At 40.8% G+C, this 21,235-nt stretch carries 21 protein-coding genes and 1 other annotated feature; all 21 genes read left to right on the top strand.

Features of this window, described 5'->3' with window-relative positions:
* Positions 1–76 precede the first annotated feature (76 nt).
* The 21 genes from sigH to rplB all read left to right on the top strand — a co-directional run bounded on the left by sigH (position 77) and on the right by rplB (position 21,223).
* Complete coding sequence (gene sigH / locus ACSR9O_RS24860; protein WP_094246690.1) at positions 77–709, top strand: RNA polymerase sporulation sigma factor SigH; 633 nt, start codon at positions 77–79, stop codon at positions 707–709.
* Positions 710–910: 201 nt separating this feature from the next.
* Complete coding sequence (rpmG, locus tag ACSR9O_RS24865; RefSeq protein WP_101225867.1) at positions 911–1,060, top strand: 50S ribosomal protein L33; 150 nt, start codon at positions 911–913, stop codon at positions 1,058–1,060.
* 50 nt (positions 1,061–1,110) lie between these two features.
* A complete protein-coding gene (gene secE / locus ACSR9O_RS24870) occupies positions 1,111–1,293 on the top strand; it encodes a preprotein translocase subunit SecE (RefSeq protein ID WP_034305062.1) in 183 nt (60 codons plus the stop codon).
* Between the two features lie 247 nt (positions 1,294–1,540).
* The gene (gene nusG / locus ACSR9O_RS24875; protein ID WP_048677866.1) at positions 1,541–2,074 is read left to right on the top strand and encodes a transcription termination/antitermination protein NusG; all 534 of its coding nucleotides are present in this window, start codon (positions 1,541–1,543) and stop codon (positions 2,072–2,074) included.
* Between the two features lie 174 nt (positions 2,075–2,248).
* On the top strand, positions 2,249–2,674 hold the full coding sequence (gene rplK, locus ACSR9O_RS24880) for a 50S ribosomal protein L11 (protein ID WP_034305057.1): 426 nt from the start codon (positions 2,249–2,251) through the stop codon (positions 2,672–2,674).
* A 104-nt stretch (positions 2,675–2,778) separates the two neighbouring features.
* Complete coding sequence (gene rplA / locus ACSR9O_RS24885) at positions 2,779–3,474, top strand: 50S ribosomal protein L1 (protein ID WP_057276474.1); 696 nt, start codon at positions 2,779–2,781, stop codon at positions 3,472–3,474.
* A gap of 46 nt (positions 3,475–3,520) precedes the next feature.
* Positions 3,521–3,671, top strand: a sequence feature (ribosomal protein L10 leader region).
* 39 nt (positions 3,672–3,710) lie between these two features.
* Positions 3,711–4,211: a 50S ribosomal protein L10 gene (rplJ, locus tag ACSR9O_RS24890; RefSeq protein WP_063235792.1), complete on the top strand. Its 501-nt coding sequence runs from the start codon at positions 3,711–3,713 to the stop codon at positions 4,209–4,211.
* A 63-nt stretch (positions 4,212–4,274) separates the two neighbouring features.
* Positions 4,275–4,634 carry a 50S ribosomal protein L7/L12 gene (gene rplL / locus ACSR9O_RS24895; protein WP_053349071.1) on the top strand — a complete coding sequence of 120 codons (360 nt, stop codon included), beginning with the start codon at positions 4,275–4,277 and terminating at the stop codon, positions 4,632–4,634.
* A gap of 197 nt (positions 4,635–4,831) precedes the next feature.
* The gene (locus ACSR9O_RS24900; RefSeq protein ID WP_491725509.1) at positions 4,832–5,437 is read left to right on the top strand and encodes a class I SAM-dependent methyltransferase; all 606 of its coding nucleotides are present in this window, start codon (positions 4,832–4,834) and stop codon (positions 5,435–5,437) included.
* Between the two features lie 238 nt (positions 5,438–5,675).
* Positions 5,676–9,245: a DNA-directed RNA polymerase subunit beta gene (gene rpoB, locus ACSR9O_RS24905; protein WP_475723825.1), complete on the top strand. Its 3,570-nt coding sequence runs from the start codon at positions 5,676–5,678 to the stop codon at positions 9,243–9,245.
* Positions 9,246–9,425: 180 nt separating this feature from the next.
* Positions 9,426–13,022 carry a DNA-directed RNA polymerase subunit beta' gene (rpoC, locus tag ACSR9O_RS24910; protein WP_491725286.1) on the top strand — a complete coding sequence of 1,199 codons (3,597 nt, stop codon included), beginning with the start codon at positions 9,426–9,428 and terminating at the stop codon, positions 13,020–13,022.
* A gap of 295 nt (positions 13,023–13,317) precedes the next feature.
* The gene (locus ACSR9O_RS24915) at positions 13,318–13,566 is read left to right on the top strand and encodes a 50S ribosomal protein L7ae-like protein (RefSeq protein WP_034305040.1); all 249 of its coding nucleotides are present in this window, start codon (positions 13,318–13,320) and stop codon (positions 13,564–13,566) included.
* A 104-nt stretch (positions 13,567–13,670) separates the two neighbouring features.
* Positions 13,671–14,093, top strand: coding sequence for a 30S ribosomal protein S12 (gene rpsL, locus ACSR9O_RS24920; RefSeq protein ID WP_034305038.1), 423 nt, complete (start codon positions 13,671–13,673; stop codon positions 14,091–14,093).
* Between the two features lie 41 nt (positions 14,094–14,134).
* Positions 14,135–14,605: a 30S ribosomal protein S7 gene (rpsG, locus tag ACSR9O_RS24925; RefSeq protein WP_034305035.1), complete on the top strand. Its 471-nt coding sequence runs from the start codon at positions 14,135–14,137 to the stop codon at positions 14,603–14,605.
* 44 nt (positions 14,606–14,649) lie between these two features.
* On the top strand, positions 14,650–16,728 hold the full coding sequence (gene fusA / locus ACSR9O_RS24930; RefSeq protein WP_034305032.1) for an elongation factor G: 2,079 nt from the start codon (positions 14,650–14,652) through the stop codon (positions 16,726–16,728).
* Positions 16,729–16,849: 121 nt separating this feature from the next.
* Positions 16,850–18,037, top strand: a complete 1,188-nt coding sequence (gene tuf, locus ACSR9O_RS24935; RefSeq protein ID WP_054398381.1) for an elongation factor Tu — start codon at positions 16,850–16,852, stop codon at positions 18,035–18,037.
* 417 nt (positions 18,038–18,454) lie between these two features.
* Entirely contained in the window at positions 18,455–18,763 is a 309-nt protein-coding gene (gene rpsJ / locus ACSR9O_RS24940; RefSeq protein ID WP_019244375.1) for a 30S ribosomal protein S10, read from the top strand.
* Between the two features lie 40 nt (positions 18,764–18,803).
* A complete protein-coding gene (gene rplC, locus ACSR9O_RS24945) occupies positions 18,804–19,433 on the top strand; it encodes a 50S ribosomal protein L3 (RefSeq protein WP_034305028.1) in 630 nt (209 codons plus the stop codon).
* Between the two features lie 25 nt (positions 19,434–19,458).
* Positions 19,459–20,082 carry a 50S ribosomal protein L4 gene (gene rplD / locus ACSR9O_RS24950; protein WP_034305025.1) on the top strand — a complete coding sequence of 208 codons (624 nt, stop codon included), beginning with the start codon at positions 19,459–19,461 and terminating at the stop codon, positions 20,080–20,082.
* The gene (rplW, locus tag ACSR9O_RS24955) at positions 20,082–20,366 is read left to right on the top strand and encodes a 50S ribosomal protein L23 (RefSeq protein ID WP_057915217.1); all 285 of its coding nucleotides are present in this window, start codon (positions 20,082–20,084) and stop codon (positions 20,364–20,366) included. The genes rplD and rplW overlap by 1 nt, the downstream gene beginning before the upstream one ends.
* 26 nt (positions 20,367–20,392) lie before the next feature.
* Positions 20,393–21,223, top strand: coding sequence for a 50S ribosomal protein L2 (rplB, locus tag ACSR9O_RS24960; protein ID WP_034305021.1), 831 nt, complete (start codon positions 20,393–20,395; stop codon positions 21,221–21,223).
* Positions 21,224–21,235: the final 12 nt, after the last annotated feature.

Below are 21,235 nucleotides of genomic sequence, written 5' to 3' on the forward strand. Positions count from 1 at the left end.
GGGTAAATTTTACCTGCTGTATAATATTTCTATCTGAGTCAGGTCAGGGGGATATAATGTGGGTCTCAAATTCGGAATGAAGCTGAACGAAAAGTATCTGCAGTTTGAGGATGATGAATTGATAGGGTTGGTGCACACTGGAGACAGTGAAGCGCTGGATTATTTGATCCAAAAGTATCGTAATTTTGTAAGAGCTAAGGCAAGGACTTATTTCTTGATTGGTGCCGATAAGGAAGACATCGTGCAAGAAGGTATGATTGGTTTATATAAAGCCGTCCGTGATTTTAAAGGGGATAAGTTATCTTCTTTTAAAGCATTTGCAGAACTATGCATTACAAGGCAGATCATTACAGCTATCAAAACAGCAACACGTCAAAAACATATTCCGCTCAATTCCTATGTTTCCCTGGACAAGCCCATTTACGATGAGGAATCGGATCGAACTCTAATGGATATTATATCGGGTACGAAAGTTTTGGACCCGGAAGAACTGATCATCAACCAAGAAGAGTTTGACGATATCGAATTAAAGATGGCCGAGCTCCTGAGTGATCTTGAGAGAAAAGTGTTAGCTCTTTACCTGGATGGACAAACCTACCAAGAAATTTCGGAAGAGTTGAACCGGCATGTTAAGTCAATCGACAACGCCCTTCAGCGGGTGAAAAGAAAGCTCGAGCGCTATCTGGAAGTAAGGGAAATCAGTTTATAATCCCTCCGCTTTTTCCGCTTAATTTCATCTGTCCCTTCTCCACATGGAAGTTTATTATTCACAAAGATTTTTAATGGTTGGCAAGTAAACCGATATTCTGATTTCCGGTGTCCATAATCGTCGAAACCTGCTTTGATATTGACAATAAAAAACAGCCGTGATAAGGTTTTATGGATATAGTAGATAGGATAGGTGTATCTAATGCGAAAAAAAATAGTTCTTGCCTGCACTGATTGCGGTACAAGGAATTATAGTTATGAGAGCAAACAATCGACAAGCGGCGAACGACTGGAAATCAAGAAATTTTGCAGTACGTGCAACTCACACTCGATTCATAAAGAAACGAAATAACCGTTTTATAAATAGATTGACAGAAGCTTCTAATGCTTGGAGGTACATTCATGAAACGTTTTACCGAATTTTTCAGCGGAGTCGCTCGCGAAATGCAAAAGGTAAGCTGGCCGAAACGCAAGGAGCTTACCAAATATACAATCGTGGTGGTAACCACTGTAGTATTTATGGCTTTATTCTTTACAGTGGTGGATTTGGGCATTTCCGAATTAATTCGCTTAGTTATTGAATAAGAGATTCGAAAATAAGGTATAATAGTGATAGAATAATATGTGTCAGCAGAAAAGCCCGGAAACGGGTTTTTTAATTTGTCTTTTTTAGTAAGTTCAAAATCGAGCACTGCTGTAATATGTTCATCACAATATATTCTAGTTAAGTCGGAATGACGCCGTATGGTTTTTTGGCTAAAACGTTCAAAGATAAAGATTAATAAAGAAAATGATTGATTGCAGGGAGGGAAGGACGTTAAAGTCCTAACACATGGAAAAGAATTGGTATGTAGTTCACACCTATTCAGGTTATGAGAACAAAGTTAAGGCTAACTTGGAAAAACGTGTTGAAACTATGGGGATGGAAGACAAGATCTTTCGCGTAGTAGTTCCAGAAGAAGAAGAAACAGAAGTGAAAGATGGCAAAAAGAAAGTGACCAAAAAGAAAGTGTTCCCAGGATATGTATTGGTTGAGATCATCATGACTGATGATTCATGGTATGTTGTCCGGAATACGCCTGGAGTAACAGGTTTCGTAGGTTCATCTGGAGCTGGGTCAAAACCGACTGCATTGCTGCCGGAAGAAATTGAAGTCGTTCTTAAGCGAATGGGCGTAGATGAAAGCAAAATCGAGGTTGATTTTGAAATCGGTGATACGGTTCAAGTTAAGGAAGGACCATTTGCAACATTTGCAGGACCTATTGAAGAACTTGATAAAGATAAAGGTAAAGTAAGGGTTCTAGTCAATATGTTCGGCCGTGATACACCGGTTGAACTTGATTTTAATCAAGTGGAAAAATTATAAACGGAAAAAAACTTGAAATTGCCTTTTGAAAGTGGTAAAATTTCAAAGGTCAGTATGTTTCAATTTTTAGGCCTCAACGATACAAGCATTCTTTATTAATATATAAAGAATTCAAGATGAGTGGGAGGGTATTACCCTATTACCACATCACGGACTTATAAGGAGGTGTGTCTCGTGGCTAAAAAAGTAATTAAAATGGTTAAATTGCAAATTCCTGCTGGTAAAGCGAATCCTGCACCGCCGGTCGGTCCTGCATTAGGTCAAGCTGGTGTAAACATCATGGGATTCTGTAAGGAGTTCAACGCTCGTACAGCAGATCAAGCTGGTCTAATTATTCCTGTTGAAATCACGGTATTTGAAGACCGTTCATTTACATTCATTACAAAAACTCCGCCGGCTGCAGTATTGCTTAAGAAAGTAGCTGGTATCGAGTCTGGTTCTGGTGAACCTAACCGTAATAAAGTTGCTACAGTCAAGCGTGATCAAGTGCGCGAGATTGCTGAAACTAAAATGCCTGACCTAAACGCTGCAAGCGTTGAAGCTGCAATGCGTATGGTTGAAGGTACTGCTCGCAGCATGGGTATTGTCATCGAAGACTAATCCATGTAATTGCTATTTGTTTCTACGGGGTTGCGATTGATACTCGCAACCTTTATTCGTGGGAGGTCATTCCGTTAAAACCACAATTTAGGAGGATTTATATCATGGCGAAAAAAGGTAAAAAGTATCTTGAAGCAGCTAAGCTTGTAGAAGTTTCTAAGGCTTATGCTGTAACTGAAGCAATCGAAGTTGCTAAAAAAGCAAACTTCGCAAAATTCGATGCGACTGTTGAAGTTGCTTTCCGTTTAGGCGTAGACCCTAAGAAAGCTGACCAACAAATTCGTGGAGCAGTTGTTCTTCCGAATGGTACTGGTAAAACTCAACGCGTATTAGTATTCGCAAAAGGCGAAAAGGCAAAAGAAGCGGAAGCTGCTGGTGCTGACTACGTTGGCGAATCTGACTACATCAACAAAATCCAACAAGGATGGTTCGAATTCGATGTAATCGTTGCGACTCCAGACATGATGGGTGAAGTTGGTAAACTTGGCCGTGTATTAGGACCTAAAGGATTAATGCCTAACCCTAAAACTGGCACAGTAACATTCGACGTAACAAAAGCTGTTAATGAAATCAAAGCTGGTAAAGTTGAATACCGCGTAGATAAAGCTGGTAACATCCATGCTCCAATCGGTAAAGTATCTTTCGAAGATGCTAAACTAGTGGAAAACTTCACTACTATATATGATACATTAATGAAAGTTAAACCTGCGGCTGCTAAAGGAACTTACATGAAGAACGTTTCTGTAACAACTACAATGGGCCCTGGCGTGAAAGTTGATCCTTCTACTTTCAATAAATAATTGACAATCCAAAACTATTATTGTTATAATAAGTTTTGTTGTGAATAAATGAATATCATTTGTACCGTAGACAGTAGGTGCTCGTTACGAGCTTAATTCCCTGCCGAGGTAATTCGATAATAATAGTCCTTGACTATGACTTTTGAAATTACTGCCTTCATGTCTGCAATAGAGATGAAGGCTTTTTCTTTGAAACGGTATAAATGTTTTCAAGCAAATCTACAGGAGGTGTAAGGATGAACGCAATTATTGAACAAAAGCAAAAAATCGTTGCTGAGATTACTGATAAATTAACTGCAAGCCAATCAACAGTAGTTGTTGACTACCGTGGATTGACTGTTGCTGAATTAACAGAACTTCGTAAGCAACTTCGTGAAGCTGGCGTTGAGTTTAAAGTTTACAAAAACTCTATGACTCGTCGTGCTGCGGAAAGTGCTGAACTTAGTGCTTTGAACGAATCATTAACAGGACCAAACGCAATTGCATTCTCAACTGAAGATGTTATTGCGCCAGCAAAAATCCTTAACGATTTTGCGAAAAAACATGAAGCTTTAGAAATCAAAGCTGGAGTTATCGAAGGAAATGTTGCAACTGCTGAAGAAATTAAAGCTCTTGCAGAACTACCTTCACGCGAAGGCCTACTTTCAATGCTACTCAGCGTGCTACAAGCACCTATGCGCGGACTTGCTCTTGCTACAAAAGCAGTTGCAGATCAAAAAGAAGAACAAGGCGCGTAAGCTAACCGCTTATTTAGCCTATTGATTCAAAAAAAAACCAACCATTTCGAGGAGGAAATAAAAATGACTAAAGATCAAATCTTAGAAGCAGTTAAAAACATGACTGTTTTAGAATTAAACGACCTTGTAAAAGCAATCGAAGAAGAATTTGGCGTAACTGCTGCTGCACCTGTAGCTGTAGCTGCTGCTGGTGGCGCTGCTGCTGAAGAGCAAACTGAGTTTGATGTAATCCTTACATCTGCTGGAGATCAAAAAATCAAAGTTATCAAAGCTGTACGTGAAGTAACAGGTCTTGGACTTAAAGAAGCAAAAGAACTTGTTGACAACACTCCAAAAGCAATCAAAGAAGGCGCTTCTAAAGAAGAAGCTGAAGAAGTTAAAGCTAAACTTGAAGAAGTTGGAGCTGGCGTTGAAGTTAAGTAATCTTGCATAAACAAAAAGCTCGCTATCACTGGCGGGCTTTTTTTCTTCATTTTTAAAGAAATGACGGAAAATAGCCGTTAATGGTTTGGTAACGAGAGGATTTCGTTATTCGAACATTCCGGCGTGCAAGCATCCATTCTTCAATTCTCTTCTCTCATTAAATCTTCAATATTCCTTTCTGATAGGGGGAGATGACTCTGACAGAGCATTACTACTCACATAAACCGGATGTCGTAAGCAATCCGAAATTTTGGGATTTCACATTAAAGGGACGTACATTTCGCTTCAAAAGTGATAATGGTGTTTTTTCGAAAAAGGAAGTTGATTTCGGATCGCGTCTTTTGGTTGAGAGTTTTAACCTTGATGAAGCTGTAAAAGGAGATATTCTCGATGTTGGTTGCGGATATGGACCAATCGGAATATCGATTGCGGCAGCTTATCCCGAAAGAACGATAGAAATGATTGATATAAATAGCCGGGCAGTTGAATTGTCAAAAGAGAATGCGGCTTCTAATGGGATCGCAAATGTGAAGATATACGAAAGTGATAGTTTTGACAAAGTTGCCTCCAATCAATTCGCGGCGATTCTTACGAACCCTCCCATTCGCGCAGGTAAAAGTGTAGTCCACGAAATTTTAGAAGAAGGCTATCGCAGTTTGGTAGCTGGTGGAGAATTATGGGTTGTCATTCAAAAAAAACAAGGAGCTCCATCCGCAATGGATAAAATGGAGCAATTATTTGGAAATGTTGAAGTGCCCGTTAAGAAAAAGGGATACTATATACTATTATCCAAAAAGGTTTGACTCTAAATTTTCGCTATGTTAGTATTATAAAATGCATATATATAATTCCGTAACTATGCAATTTTTATACCATTGGTGTATAATCAATGGATAATATGGGAAAAATATATAAATAATAGTTCGTTTTATGAGAAATAGTGGTTTTTAAAATAAAAACCATTTTCTTTTTGTCTATGGAAATGATTCCTTTTCCGAGGCAAATGGATCCTTATAACGCTTGATTTAAGGGGTGAATCAGTTGACAGGTCAACTTGTTCAGTATGGACGACACCGCCAACGTAGAAGTTATGCAAGAATCAGTGAGGTTTTGGACCTTCCGAATCTGATTGAAATTCAAACAGCTTCTTATCAATGGTTTCTAGATGTAGGTTTAAAGGAAATGTTCCAGGATATTTCTCCTATTGAGGATTTTACAGGTAATTTATCGTTAGAATTCATCGATTACAGCTTAGCTGAGCCGAAGTATTCTGTGGAAGAAACAAAAGAACGCGATGTTACGTATTCTGCACCACTTCGTGTGAAAGTGCGCCTTGTTAACAAAGAAACAGGGGAAGTGAAAGACCAGGATGTATTTATGGGTGACTTCCCGCTGATGACTGAAACAGGTACATTCGTCATCAATGGTGCTGAACGGGTAATTGTATCCCAATTAGTGCGCTCACCGAGTGTTTACTACAATGGGAAAATGGATAAAAACGGTAAGCTTGGATTCTCTGCGACCGTTATTCCTAACCGTGGCGCATGGCTCGAATATGAAACAGACGCCAAGGATGTTGTGTATGTTCGAATCGACCGCACCAGGAAATTACCGATCACGGTATTGATGCGTGCCCTTGGATTCGGAACAGATCAAGAAATCATCGATTTGATCGGAGACAACGAATACCTACGCAACACTCTTGAAAAGGATAACACCGAGAGTGTGGAAAAAGCATTACTGGAAATCTATGAGCGTCTACGCCCAGGTGAACCGCCTACTGTCGAAAACGCGAAAAGTCTTTTAGTATCACGCTTTTTTGATCCAAAACGTTATGATTTAGCTAATGTAGGCCGTTATAAAATAAACAAAAAACTGCATATCAAGAACCGTTTATTCGGACAACGTATTGCAGAGACTTTGATTGATCCTGAAACAGGTGAAATCATCGTTGAAAAAGGTACAATGCTTGATCGTCGGACCCTTGATAGGATTCTGCCTCATATCGAAGCTGGAATCGGCTTCAAGACATTCCATCCATCAGGCGGTGTAGTGGAGGAGGAAACTCTTCTTCAACCTATTAAAGTGTTTGCACCAAACGATGCTGAAGGCGAAAAAGTGATCAATATCATCGGTAATGCTTACGTGACCGACCAGGTTAAAAACATTACACCGGCTGATATCATTTCTTCCATCAGTTATTTCTTTAACTTATTGCATGGTGTAGGAATCACAGATGATATTGACCATTTAGGAAACCGTCGTCTGCGTTCTGTTGGTGAATTGCTGCAAAACCAATTTAGAATTGGTTTATCCCGTATGGAGCGTGTTGTTCGTGAAAGAATGTCCATTCAGGATACGAATACAATCACTCCGCAGCAACTAATTAACATTCGTCCAGTTATTGCATCTATTAAAGAATTCTTTGGAAGCTCACAGCTTTCTCAATTCATGGATCAAACGAACCCGTTGGCTGAATTGACGCATAAACGTCGTCTATCTGCATTGGGACCTGGTGGTCTGACACGTGAGCGTGCTGGCTTTGAAGTACGTGACGTTCATTACTCCCACTATGGCCGCATGTGTCCAATTGAAACGCCTGAGGGACCGAATATTGGTTTGATTAACTCATTATCCAGTTTTGCAAAGGTTAACCCATATGGCTTCATTGAAACACCATATCGCCGTGTGGACCCTGAAACAGGCAAAATTACAAGCCAAATCGATTACTTAACAGCTGATGAGGAAGATAATTATGTAGTTGCCCAAGCGAATGTACGTCTATCAGATGACGGATCATTCCTTGATAATGATGTTGTTGCACGTTTCCGCGGTGAAAATACCGTTGTTCCGCGTGACCGCGTCGATTACATGGATGTATCTCCTAAACAGGTTGTATCTGCTGCGACAGCATGTATTCCTTTCTTGGAGAATGATGACTCCAACCGTGCCCTTATGGGAGCGAACATGCAACGTCAAGCGGTGCCTTTGCTGCAACCGGAAGCCCCTCGAGTTGGAACGGGTATGGAGTATGTTTCAGCGAAAGACTCCGGTGCTGCTGTCATTTGTAAACACCCTGGTATCGTAGAACACGTTGAATCACGTGAAGTATGGGTACGTAGGGTAAGTGAAGTTGACGGACAGCAAGTAAAAGGAAACCTTGATAAATACCGTCTATTAAAATTCATTCGTTCCAACCAAGGAACGTGCTATAATCAACGCCCTATCGTAAGTGTTGGCGACAACGTCGTAAAAGGTGAAATTCTTGCTGATGGTCCTTCAATGGAAAAAGGTGAGTTGGCACTTGGACGTAACGTATTGGTTGCCTTCATGACATGGGATGGATATAACTATGAAGATGCCATCATCATGAGTGAACGATTGGTTAAAGATGATGTGTACACTTCCATTCATATTGAAGAATATGAATCTGAATCACGCGATACAAAATTAGGACCTGAAGAAATCACACGTGATATCCCTAACGTAGGGGAAGATGCGCTTCGTAATCTTGACGAGCGCGGAATAATCCGTGTGGGTGCTGAAGTGAAAGACGGAGACCTTCTCGTTGGTAAAGTCACGCCAAAAGGTGTAACGGAACTGACTGCTGAGGAACGTCTATTACATGCAATCTTCGGTGAAAAAGCACGTGAAGTAAGGGATACATCACTTCGTGTACCTCACGGCGGCGGCGGAATCGTTCTTGATGTTAAAGTATTCAACAGAGAAGACGGCGATGAACTGCCTCCTGGTGTAAACCAATTAGCACGTGTATATATCGTTCAAAAACGTAAAATCCATGAAGGCGATAAAATGGCTGGACGACATGGTAACAAAGGGGTAATCTCTAGGATCCTTCCTGAAGAAGATATGCCTTATTTACCAGATGGCACTCCAGTCGACATCATGTTAAACCCATTGGGGGTACCTTCACGTATGAACATCGGTCAGGTGTTGGAGCTTCACTTAGGTATGGCTGCACGCGCACTTGGCATTCATGTAGCATCTCCTGTATTCGATGGTGCCACTGAGGAAGATGTTTGGGGTACGATTGAAGAAGCCGGAATGTCCCGTGATGCAAAAACTGTCCTTTATGATGGCCGTTCAGGTGAAGCATTCGATAACCGTGTATCAGTTGGTGTCATGTATATGATCAAACTGGCACATATGGTCGATGATAAACTTCATGCACGTTCAACTGGACCTTACTCCCTTGTTACGCAACAGCCACTTGGTGGTAAAGCGCAATTTGGTGGACAGCGTTTCGGTGAGATGGAAGTATGGGCACTTGAAGCTTATGGTGCTGCTTATACATTACAAGAAATCCTAACCGTTAAATCAGATGATGTCGTAGGTCGTGTTAAAACTTACGAAGCGATTGTCAAAGGCGAAAATGTCCCTGAGCCAGGCGTTCCTGAGTCCTTCAAAGTATTGATTAAGGAGCTTCAAAGTTTAGGATTGGATGTTAAAATTCTTAATGCTGAAGATCGTGAAATCGAAATGCGTGATTTGGAAGATGAAGAAGAAGCCAACCAAGCAGACAAATTAAGCCTTGATTCAGAAACTAAAGATATGGTTGCTTCCGAAGTAGGGGCACCTGTCAAAGAATAAAATTATAAACATATCTAGTTATATATTACCCGCTCTGACTGGCAGCAAGATGTTCCTTTGAAGATCATGCTGCCTTGTTAGAGCCTTATTGATTCAATCAACCATCATCCGGTGTAAGATTGCCTGATATTTGACGGCAATCAAGGGTTAAACCTGGAGATTAAAAGGGAGGTAGGCCCCTTGTTAGACGTTAATAATTTTGAGTATATGAAAATTGGTCTTGCTTCACCAGACAAGATTCGTTCTTGGTCACATGGAGAAGTTAAAAAACCAGAAACAATCAACTATCGTACGCTAAAGCCAGAAAAAGACGGTTTATTCTGTGAGAGAATTTTTGGACCTCAAAAGGACTGGGAATGTCATTGCGGAAAATATAAACGTGTTCGTTATAAAGGCGTAGTCTGTGACCGTTGTGGCGTTGAAGTCACTCGTGCTAAGGTGCGTCGTGAGCGTATGGGTCATATTGAGCTGGCAGCTCCAGTTTCACACATATGGTATTTTAAAGGAATTCCTAGCCGTATGGGACTTGTACTTGACATGTCTCCACGGGCTTTGGAAGAAGTTATTTACTTTGCATCTTACGTCGTAACTGAAACGGGCGATACAACTTTAGAAAAGAAACAGCTTCTTTCTGAAAAAGAATATCGTACATACCGTGAAAAATACGGTAAGAAATTCCAAGCTGCCATGGGTGCGGAAGCTATTAAAAAACTTTTACAAGATATTGATACGGAAAAGGAAGTAGAGTCGTTGAAAGAGGAGCTTAAAACAGCTCAAGGACAACGCAGAACCCGTGCAATCAAACGCTTGGAAGTGCTTGAAGCATTCCGTAACTCCGGAAATGAGCCTTCATGGATGATCCTTGACGTGCTTCCGGTCATTCCACCGGAACTTCGTCCTATGGTTCAACTTGATGGAGGACGTTTTGCCACATCTGATCTAAATGATTTATATCGCCGTGTTATCAACCGTAATAATCGTTTGAAAAGATTACTGGATCTTGGAGCACCAAGCATTATCGTTCAAAATGAGAAGCGTATGCTGCAAGAAGCTGTCGATGCTCTTATCGATAATGGCCGTCGCGGCCGTCCGGTAACTGGACCTGGTAACCGTCCGTTAAAATCTTTATCTCACATGTTAAAAGGTAAACAAGGTCGTTTCCGTCAAAACCTTCTTGGTAAACGTGTTGATTACTCTGGCCGTTCCGTTATCGTAGTAGGACCAAACTTAAAGATGTACCAATGTGGTCTTCCTAAAGAAATGGCGATTGAATTATTCAAACCATTCGTTATGAAGGAGCTTGTTCAAAGAGGCCTAGCGCATAACATCAAATCCGCTAAGCGCAAAATTGAACGTTTATCTCCTGAAATATGGGATGTGCTTGAAGAAGTTATTAGAGAACACCCAGTACTATTGAACCGTGCACCGACTCTTCATAGACTTGGTATCCAGGCGTTTGAACCAACGTTGGTTGAAGGTCGCGCAATTCGTTTGCATCCGCTCGTATGTACAGCTTACAACGCTGACTTTGACGGTGACCAAATGGCGGTCCACGTTCCTCTATCTTCTGAAGCCCAAGCCGAAGCTCGCATGCTTATGCTTGCAGCACAGAACATTTTGAACCCTAAAGATGGTAAACCTGTCGTTACACCTTCTCAAGATATGGTATTAGGTAACTATTACTTAACATTGGAAAGAGAAGGCGCTATCGGCGAAGGTATGATCTTTAAAGATACAAGTGAAGCATTGCTTGCATACCAAAACGGATATGTACACTTACATTCCCGTTGTGCCGTACATGCATCATCACTGAATAATGAAACATTCACTGAAGAACAAAACCGCCAGCTGCTTATTACCACTGTCGGTAAATTGATTTTCAATGAAATTTTACCAAAATCATTCCCGTATATTAACGAGCCGACACGATATAATTTGGAAACCAAAACTCCAGAGAAATATTTTGTGGTAAAAGGCGCTAATATCCCTGAATTGATTAAGGCTCAACCTGCTATCGATCCTTTCAAGAAAAAAATTCTTGGAAATATCATCGCAGAAGTCTTTAAACGCTTTAAAATTACCGAAACATCTAAAATGCTTGACCGGATGAAAGATCTTGGATTCAAATATTCGACAAAAGCCGGTATTACCGTTGGTGTGGCTGATATTGTCGTTTTAAAAGAAAAACAAGAAATCATTACTGAGGCTCAAACCAAAGTAGATAACGTCTTGAAACAGTTCAGACGTGGTCTAATTACAGAGGATGAGCGTTATGATCGCGTCATTTCCATCTGGAGTGCTGCCAAGGATACCATCCAGTCCAAACTTATGGACTCACTGGACCGACGCAACCCGATCTTCATGATGAGTGACTCCGGTGCCCGTGGTAATGCTTCCAACTTTACGCAGCTTGCGGGTATGCGTGGTTTGATGGCCAACCCGGCTGGACGAATCATTGAGTTACCGATCAAATCAAGTTTCCGTGAAGGTTTAACAGTGTTGGAGTACTTCATCTCTACACATGGTGCGCGTAAAGGTCTTGCCGATACAGCCCTTAAAACAGCCGATTCCGGTTACCTTACCCGTCGACTTGTTGACGTTGCCCAAGATGTCATCATCCGTGATGACGATTGTGGAACGGACCGCGGCTTGAAAATTTCAGCCTTAAGAGAAGGTACTGAAATAATCGAGCATCTTGAAGAGCGCCTAGTGGGCCGTTATGCAAGAAAAGCGATCAGACATCCAGAAACAAATGAAGTAATCGTGGCTGAAAACGATCTTATTACTGAAGATCTTGCTGATTATATTGAATCACTTGGAATTGAAACAGCATGGATCCGTTCTGCCTTTACATGTAACACCAGCCATGGTGTATGTAAAAAATGTTATGGACGCAACCTGGCTACCGGTCAAGAAGTTGAAGTGGGCGAAGCAGTCGGTATCATTGCAGCTCAATCAATCGGAGAACCTGGTACACAGTTAACGATGCGTACATTCCATACTGGTGGGGTTGCTGGGGACGATATCACTCAAGGTCTTCCTCGTATCCAAGAAATATTTGAAGCGAGAAATCCTAAAGGTCAAGCTGTCATTTCCGAAATCGAAGGAACGATTGTTTCGATCAATGAAATTCGGGATAAACAACAGGAAATCGTTGTTCAAGGTGCAGTTGAATCACGCACATATACTGCGCCGTACACAGCACGTTTAAGAGTAACTGTTGATACTCATGTCCGTCGTGGTGAAGAGTTAACAGAGGGTTCCATCGATCCGAAAGAATTGCTTAAGGTTACAGACGTGCTTACTGTTCAGGAATACCTGCTTCATGAAGTTCAAAAAGTATACCGGATGCAAGGTGTTGAGATCGGTGATAAACATATCGAGGTAATGGTTAGACAAATGATGCGTAAAGTCCGTGTGCTTGATGCAGGCGAAACTGAAGTGCTTCCAGGAACATTATTGGATGTTAACCAGTTCACTACTGCAAACACAGATGCATTGCTGACTAACAAATTACCAGCTACAGGCCGTCCTGTATTGCTAGGTATCACAAAAGCATCTCTAGAAACGGATTCCTTCTTGTCCGCCGCGTCATTCCAAGAAACAACTAGGGTCTTGACTGATGCAGCAATAAAAGGAAAACGTGATGAATTGCTTGGGCTTAAAGAAAATGTCATCATCGGTAAACTTGTCCCTGCAGGAACAGGAATGCTTAGATACAGAAAAGCAAACCCTGTCGTTGTTGACGAAAGTGCTGATACAGTAACAGTGGATTAATGGAAAAAGGACCAGCTCAATAATTTAAACTGAAAACCACACTCCCGTTTCCTATTGGAGGAGATGAAGGATCAGAATTTATTGAGTTGGTCTCTCTTATTACTCATGGCCAACTGAAAAGCCTATGAGAATTTGATAATTTCCGTTTGGGCAAATTGAAAATCTTAATAGAATTATGTAAGGAAAACCTTTTGCTTGAATTATTTTTTTGAAAGAAGTTGACAGTATCCGACTTATAATGATACTATAGCAAAGGTGCTCCTATGTTACCCTGTAACTTTGGAGGATATGGACCATGTCTTATGAAAAAGTAATACAGGCAAAGTCAGTGATTATAGGGACGAAACAAGCAGTTAGAGCTCTTAAAAACAATTTAATTCAAGAAGTTATCATCGCTGATGATGCAGATATATACTTGACTGGGCGTGTCGTTGAGACCGCCAAAGAATTGGATGTTCCTATCACATATGTTGATTCGATGAGAATGCTTGGCAAAGCATGTGGTATTGATGTCGGAGCAGCAACTGTTGCCATTAAAAAGTAAAAATGTTTTTGCAATTATATTTGCAAAGACTTTGTTTTTACCCATTTATGAACCACCTGGATGTGTGGTACTAGAAATGAAAACGTGAAGGGAGGAAAAATGTAATGCCTACTATTAATCAATTAGTGCGTAAAGGACGCGAGTCTAAAGAGGTTAATTCAAAATCTCCAGCACTTAACAAAGGCTACAACAGCTTTAAAAAAGCACAAACTAACGTATCATCTCCGCAAAAACGTGGTGTTTGCACTCGTGTGGGTACTATGACACCGAAAAAACCAAACTCCGCGTTACGTAAATATGCGCGTGTACGTTTAACAAACGGTATCGAGGTAACAGCTTATATCCCAGGTATCGGTCACAACCTACAAGAACACAGCGTGGTTCTTATCCGTGGCGGTCGTGTAAAGGATTTACCAGGGGTACGTTACCATATCGTACGTGGTGCTCTTGATACTGCTGGAGTTAACAATCGTATGCAAGGCCGTTCTAAATACGGTACTAAGCGTCCGAAAGCAGCTAAAAAATAATCTTAAACCAAAATTGAACTTTCTTGAAAGGAGGAAATATAATGCCTCGTAAAGGACCTGTAACGAAAAGAGACGTATTACCAGATCCAATTTATAATTCAAAACTTGTGACTCGCTTAATCAACAAATTAATGGTTGATGGACAAAGAGGTAAATCACAAAAAATTCTTTACTCTGCATTTGATTTAATCAAAGAACGTACTGGCAATGAGTCAATCGAAGTTTTCGATCAAGCACTTAAAAACATCATGCCTGTATTAGAAGTAAAAGCACGCCGTGTAGGTGGAGCTAACTACCAAGTACCAGTTGAGGTGCGTCCAGACCGCAAATCAACTCTAGGACTTCGTTGGTTAGTGAAATACTCTCGTCTTCGTGGAGAAAAAACGATGGAAGAGCGTTTAGCTTATGAAATCATGGATGCTGCTAACAATACTGGAGCAGCTGTTAAGAAACGTGAAGATACACACAAAATGGCTGAAGCTAATAAAGCATTCGCTCATTATCGCTGGTAAGATTAATCACTATAAAATCCTTATAAAAGGAAGGAGAAAGACAAATGGCAAGAGAGTTCTCCTTAGCAAACACTCGTAATATCGGTATCATGGCTCACATCGATGCTGGTAAAACGACAACAACAGAACGTGTTCTATATTACACTGGTAAAATCCATAAAATTGGTGAAACGCACGAAGGTGCTTCACAAATGGACTGGATGGAACAGGAACAAGAACGCGGAATCACGATCACTTCCGCTGCAACAACTGCACAGTGGAAAGGTCACCGTGTAAACATCATCGATACGCCAGGACACGTAGACTTCACAGTTGAAGTTGAACGTTCATTGCGTGTACTTGATGGAGCTGTAGCAGTACTTGATGCCCAATCAGGTGTTGAGCCTCAAACTGAAACAGTTTGGCGCCAAGCTACAACTTACGGTGTACCACGTGTCGTATTCGTAAATAAAATGGACAAAATCGGTGCAGATTTCTTGTATTCAGTTGGAACAATCCACGATCGTTTACAAGCTAACGCTCACCCAGTTCAGTTACCAATCGGAGCAGAAGATCAATTCTCTGCAATCATCGACCTTATTGAAATGAAAGCTCATTTCTACGGTAATGACCTAGGAACTGATATATCTGTTGGTGAAATTCCTGAAGAACATCGCGAATTAGCTGAAGAGTACCGTGAAAAGTTAATTGAAGCAGTAGCAGAAGTTAATGAAGACTTAATGGAAAAATACCTTGGTGGCGAAGAAATCAGCATTGCTGAATTAAAAGCTGCTATCCGTACAGCAACCGTTAATGTTGAATTCTTCCCTGTTATTTGCGGATCAGCTTTCAAAAACAAAGGTGTTCAATTAATGCTTGATAACGTTATCGACTTCCTTCCATCTCCATTGGATGTACCAGCTATCAAAGGTACATTACCGGATTCAGAAGAAGAAGTAGAACGTCATTCAGATGACTCTGAACCGTTCTCAGCTTTAGCGTTTAAAGTTATGACTGACCCTTACGTTGGTAAACTTACATTCTTCCGTGTGTACTCAGGTACATTAGAATCAGGATCTTATGTAATCAACTCAACTAAAGGAAAACGTGAACGTATTGGACGTATCCTTCAAATGCACGCAAACAGCCGTGAAGAAATATCTACTGTATATGCAGGGGATATCGCAGCTGCAGTCGGATTGAAAGATACTACAACTGGAGATACTTTATGTGATGACAAGAATCAAGTAATTCTTGAGTCCATGGTATTCCCAGAGCCGGTTATTTCACTTTCAGTTGAACCGAAATCAAAAGCAGACCAAGACAAAATGTCTCAAGCTTTACAAAAGCTTCAAGATGAAGATCCAACATTCCGTGCGCATACTGACCAAGAAACTGGTCAAACAATTATCGCTGGTATGGGTGAACTTCACTTGGACATCCTTGTTGACCGTATGCGTCGCGAATTCAAAGTGGAAGCTAACGTTGGTGCTCCTCAAGTAGCATACCGTGAAACTTTCCGTGGTTCAGCTAAAGTTGAAGGTAAATTTGTTCGCCAATCTGGTGGTCGTGGACAATTCGGACACGTATGGATCGAATTTGGTCCAAACGAAGAAGGTAAAGGATTCGAATTTGAAAATGCTATCGTCGGTGGTGTAGTACCACGTGAATATATCCCTGCTGTACAAGCTGGATTAGTTGATTCACTTGACCGTGGTGTACTTGCTGGTTACCCGCTAGTCGACATCAAAGCAAAATTATTTGACGGATCTTACCATGACGTTGACTCCAACGAAATGGCATTTAAAATTGCTGCATCGATGGCACTTAAAAATGCAGCATCAAAATGTAAGCCTGTAATCCTTGAACCGATCATGAAAGTGGAAGTAGTTATTCCAGAAGATTACCTAGGCGACATCATGGGAGATATCACATCTCGTCGTGGTCGCGTAGAAGGTATGGAAGCTCGCGGTAACACGCAAATGGTTAAAGCGATGGTTCCACTATCTGAAATGTTCGGATATGCTACATCTTTACGTTCTAACACTCAAGGACGCGGAACATTCTCTATGCACTTCGATCATTATGAAGAAGTACCTAAGAGCATTTCTGAAGAAATCATCAAAAAAAATAAAGGTGAATAATTGATTTTCATCTCTTATTAAAGTATAACTATCTTATGTAAGCTGTGATGGAAGAATTAGTCTTCTTTCACAGCCCCTATATACTTAATCTTTTATTTATAATTTTAAGGAGGAATTCCTAATGGGAAAAGCTAAATTTGATCGTTCAAAACCGCACGTTAACGTTGGAACAATTGGTCACGTTGACCATGGTAAAACAACTCTAACTGCTGCAATCACAACTGTACTTGCTAAATCTGGTGGCGCAGAAGCTCGCGCTTATGACCAAATCGATGGTGCTCCAGAAGAAAGAGAACGTGGTATCACAATCTCTACTGCACACGTTGAGTATGAAACAGCTACTCGTCACTATGCACACGTTGACTGCCCAGGACATGCTGACTATGTTAAAAACATGATCACTGGTGCTGCACAAATGGACGGCGGAATCCTAGTAGTATCTGCTGCTGATGGCCCAATGCCACAAACTCGTGAGCACATCCTTCTTTCTCGTCAAGTTGGTGTACCATACCTAGTAGTATTCATGAACAAATGCGACATGGTAGATGACGAAGAACTTCTTGAATTAGTAGAAATGGAAATCCGTGATCTTTTATCTGAATACGAATTCCCTGGCGATGACATTCCTGTTATCAAAGGATCTGCTTTAAAAGCTCTTCAAGGAGAAGCTGCTTGGGAAGAAAAAATCCATGAATTAATGACAGCTGTTGACGAGTACATCCCAGAACCAACTCGTGACACTGACAAACCATTCATGATGCCAGTTGAGGATGTATTCTCAATCACTGGTCGTGGAACAGTTGCTACTGGTCGTGTTGAGCGTGGACAAGTTAAAGTCGGTGACGTTGTTGACATCATCGGTTTCAACGAAGAGTCTAAACCAACAACTGTAACTGGTGTTGAAATGTTCCGTAAACTTCTTGACTATGCTGAAGCTGGTGACAACATCGGAGCACTTCTTCGTGGTGTATCCCGTGAAGATATCCAACGTGGACAAGTTCTTGCTAAACCAAGCACAATCACTCCACACACAAAGTTCAAAGCTGAAGTTTATGTTCTTTCTAAAGAAGAAGGTGGACGTCACACTCCATTCTTTACAAACTACCGTCCTCAGTTCTACTTCCGTACAACTGACGTAACTGGTATTTGTAACCTTCCTGAAGGCGTAGAAATGGTTATGCCTGGAGACAACATCGAAATGACTGTAGAACTTATCGCTCCAATCGCTATCGAAGAAGGTACTAAATTCTCTATCCGTGAGGGTGGACGTACTGTAGGCGCTGGCGTAGTTGCTACAATCCAAGAATAATTGATTGATAAAACAATATTGGAAGGGACGCCTTCCGGGAGAAGCAGATGGGACGCCATCTGCTTCTTTTTTTTTAATTAATATTGAATCTTTCTTCTATAATATCTGTAAAAAATGAAGTGTATTTAATGGGTATCATGAGGATTATTGAATTGAAGAAAATGGATATGAAAGACCTCATAGAATGTACTTGTAAATACTTGTGATAGTATGTATAATAATAAAAGTGTGCTGCACAAGAAATATTCAAGTTTAACTTGCATTTCACTTGTGCATTATGTATAATAGACAATGTTGGTCTTTGACTGCGATGATATGGAAGGTTGCTGACACACCCGGCCGCTTTGCCATGGCGAGTGTGTGGGAAATTTCCATTGAGAAGGTCTATTTTAAAATAGGCGAAAAGGAGGGAAAATTATGGCAAAACAAAAAATTCGTATCCGTTTAAAAGCATATGATCACAGAATTCTTGATCAATCTGCTGAGAAAATTGTTGAAACTGCAAAACGTTCTGGTGCGGCTGTATCTGGTCCAATTCCATTACCTACTGAAAGATCGGTATATACGATCCTACGTGCGGTTCATAAATACAAAGATTCTCGTGAACAATTCGAAATGCGTACGCATAAACGTCTAATCGACATCGTTAATCCAACTCCACAAACAGTTGATTCATTGATGCGTTTAGATTTACCATCAGGCGTTGACATTGAAATCAAATTATAATTCATATAAATATGAACAATTACTCTAGGAGGTGTGACTTATGACCAAAGGAATCTTAGGAAGAAAAATCGGTATGACTCAAGTTTTTGCTGAAAACGGTGAACTTATTCCGGTAACAGTTATCGAAGCTGCTAATAACGTGGTTCTTCAAAAGAAAACTGTTGAAACTGATGGCTATGAAGCAGTTCAAGTTGGTTTTGAAAACAAACGCGAAAAGCTTTCTAACAAACCTGAAAAGGGCCATGTTGAAAAAGCAAATACTACTCCTAAGCGCTTCATTCGCGAATTCCGCGGAACGGATCTTACTGAATATGAGATCGGTCAAGAAGTCAATGTTAGTATTTTCGCTGAAGGCGATTTAGTAGATGTATCAGGAATTTCAAAAGGTAAAGGTTTCCAAGGCTCTATCAAGCGTCATGGACAATCTCGCGGACCTATGTCTCATGGTTCTCGTTACCACCGTCGCCCAGGTTCAATGGGTCCTGTAGCTCCAAACCGCGTATTCAAAGGTAAACTATTACCAGGACGTATGGGTGGAGAACAAATTACTGTTCAAAACTTAGCTATCGTTAAAGTTGATGTTGAACGCAACCTACTATTGATTAAAGGTAATGTACCTGGTGCTAGAAAAGCATTGATCAAAGTTAAAACTGCTGTTAAAGCAAAGTAATTTCTGAGAAAGGAGGAGCAATAGAATGCCAAAAGTTACATTGTTCAACCAAACAGGTTCACAAGTTGGCGACATCGAACTAAATGAATCCATCTTTGGTATCGAACCTAATAATCATGTATTATTTGAAGCAATCATCATGCAACGAGCTTCCTTACGTCAAGGAACTCATAAAGTTAAAAACCGTTCTGAAGTTGCAGGCGGTGGACGTAAACCTTGGAAACAAAAAGGAACTGGACGTGCGCGTCAAGGTTCTATCCGTTCTCCACAATGGCGTGGCGGTGGCGTTGTTTTTGGACCTACTCCAAGATCTTACGCTTACAAGCTACCTAAAAAGGTACGTCGTTTAGCTATTAAATCTGCATTGTCTGCAAAGGCATTGGAAGAGAACATTTTGGTACTTGAAAGCTTGTCTTTCGAAGCTCCAAAAACAAAAGAGTTTGTAGCGGTACTTAAAAACCTTTCTGTTGATACTAAAACGTTAGTCGTTACTGACGGTTTAGACGAGAAAGTTGCTCTTTCTGCACGTAACATCCCTGGTGTTACTGTAGTTGAAGCTGATGGTCTTAACGTTCTTGATGTTGTTTCGCACAACAAATTGATCTTGACTAAATCAGCTGTCGAAAAAGTAGAGGAGGTGCTTGCATAATGGATGCACGCGATATCATTAAGCGCCCCGTAATCACTGAACGCTCTTCAGACGTAATGGCTGAAAAGAAATATACTTTTGAAGTTGATGTTAGAGCTAATAAAACTCAAGTTAAAGATGCTGTTCAAGAAATTTTCGGCGTTAAAGTTGAGAAAGTAAACATCATGAACTACAAAGGTAAATTCAAACGCATGGGCAAACATGCAGGCTATACTAACAAGCGCCGTAAAGCTATTGTTAAATTAACTGCTGACAGCAAAGAAATCGAGCTATTCGAGGCTTAATTCATTAGAGAAGGAGGGAAATACAAATGGCGATTAAGAAGTATAAACCTACCTCTAACGGTCGACGTAATATGACAACTTCCGATTTTGCTGAGATCACTACAGACAAACCGGAAAAATCATTACTTGCTCCTTTACACAGCAAAGGCGGCCGTAATAACCAAGGTAAGTTAACAGTTCGTCATCAAGGTGGCGGCCACAAGCGTCAATACCGTATCATCGATTTCAAACGGAATAAAGATGGTATACCAGGACGCGTTGCTACTATTGAGTACGATCCAAATCGTTCTGCAAACATTGCATTAATTAATTACGTTGATGGAGAAAAACGTTATATCCTAGCTCCGAAAAACCTAGAAGTAGGTTTGGAAGTTATGTCAGGTCCAGAAGCTGACATTAAAGTGGGTAACGCACTTCCTCTTATTAACATCCCAGTTGGTACAGTAATTCATAACATCGAACTTAAACCAGGAAAAGGTGGACAATTAGTCCGTTCAGCAGGAACATCTGCTCAAGTACTTGGTAAAGAAGGTCGTTATGTACTTGTACGTTTAAACTCAGGTGAGGTTCGTATGATTCTTGCTACTTGCCGTGCTTCAATCGGTCAAGTTGGTAATGAACAACATGAACTTATCAACATTGGTAAAGCTGGCCGTAACCGTTGGTTAGGTAAACGCCCAACAGTTCGTGGATCTGTAATGAACCCGAATGATCACCCACACGGTGGTGGTGAAGGTAAAGCGCCAATCGGACGTAAATCACCAATGTCTCCATGGGGTAAACCTACTCTTGGATTCAAAACTCGTAAGAAGAAAAACAAATCCGATAAATTTATCGTACGTCGTCGTAAAAAATAACGGGATTGAGCT

Source organism: Peribacillus sp. B65, from assembly GCF_058513295.1.

Bases quoted from the DNA above. Each gene is read 5' to 3' on its own strand.
- sigH (WP_094246690.1), top strand. From the start codon at position 77: ATGAAGCTGAACGAAAAGTATCTGCAGTTTGAGGATGATGAATTGATA.
- rpmG (WP_101225867.1), top strand. From the start codon at position 911: ATGCGAAAAAAAATAGTTCTTGCCTGCACTGATTGCGGTACAAGGAAT.
- secE (WP_034305062.1), top strand. From the start codon at position 1,111: ATGAAACGTTTTACCGAATTTTTCAGCGGAGTCGCTCGCGAAATGCAA.
- nusG (WP_048677866.1), top strand. From the start codon at position 1,541: ATGGAAAAGAATTGGTATGTAGTTCACACCTATTCAGGTTATGAGAAC.
- rplA (WP_057276474.1), top strand. From the start codon at position 2,779: ATGGCGAAAAAAGGTAAAAAGTATCTTGAAGCAGCTAAGCTTGTAGAA.
- rplJ (WP_063235792.1), top strand. From the start codon at position 3,711: ATGAACGCAATTATTGAACAAAAGCAAAAAATCGTTGCTGAGATTACT.
- rplL (WP_053349071.1), top strand. From the start codon at position 4,275: ATGACTAAAGATCAAATCTTAGAAGCAGTTAAAAACATGACTGTTTTA.
- ACSR9O_RS24915 (WP_034305040.1), top strand. From the start codon at position 13,318: ATGTCTTATGAAAAAGTAATACAGGCAAAGTCAGTGATTATAGGGACG.
- rpsL (WP_034305038.1), top strand. From the start codon at position 13,671: ATGCCTACTATTAATCAATTAGTGCGTAAAGGACGCGAGTCTAAAGAG.
- rpsG (WP_034305035.1), top strand. From the start codon at position 14,135: ATGCCTCGTAAAGGACCTGTAACGAAAAGAGACGTATTACCAGATCCA.
- fusA (WP_034305032.1), top strand. From the start codon at position 14,650: ATGGCAAGAGAGTTCTCCTTAGCAAACACTCGTAATATCGGTATCATG.
- tuf (WP_054398381.1), top strand. From the start codon at position 16,850: ATGGGAAAAGCTAAATTTGATCGTTCAAAACCGCACGTTAACGTTGGA.
- rpsJ (WP_019244375.1), top strand. From the start codon at position 18,455: ATGGCAAAACAAAAAATTCGTATCCGTTTAAAAGCATATGATCACAGA.
- rplC (WP_034305028.1), top strand. From the start codon at position 18,804: ATGACCAAAGGAATCTTAGGAAGAAAAATCGGTATGACTCAAGTTTTT.
- rplD (WP_034305025.1), top strand. From the start codon at position 19,459: ATGCCAAAAGTTACATTGTTCAACCAAACAGGTTCACAAGTTGGCGAC.
- rplW (WP_057915217.1), top strand. From the start codon at position 20,082: ATGGATGCACGCGATATCATTAAGCGCCCCGTAATCACTGAACGCTCT.
- rplB (WP_034305021.1), top strand. From the start codon at position 20,393: ATGGCGATTAAGAAGTATAAACCTACCTCTAACGGTCGACGTAATATG.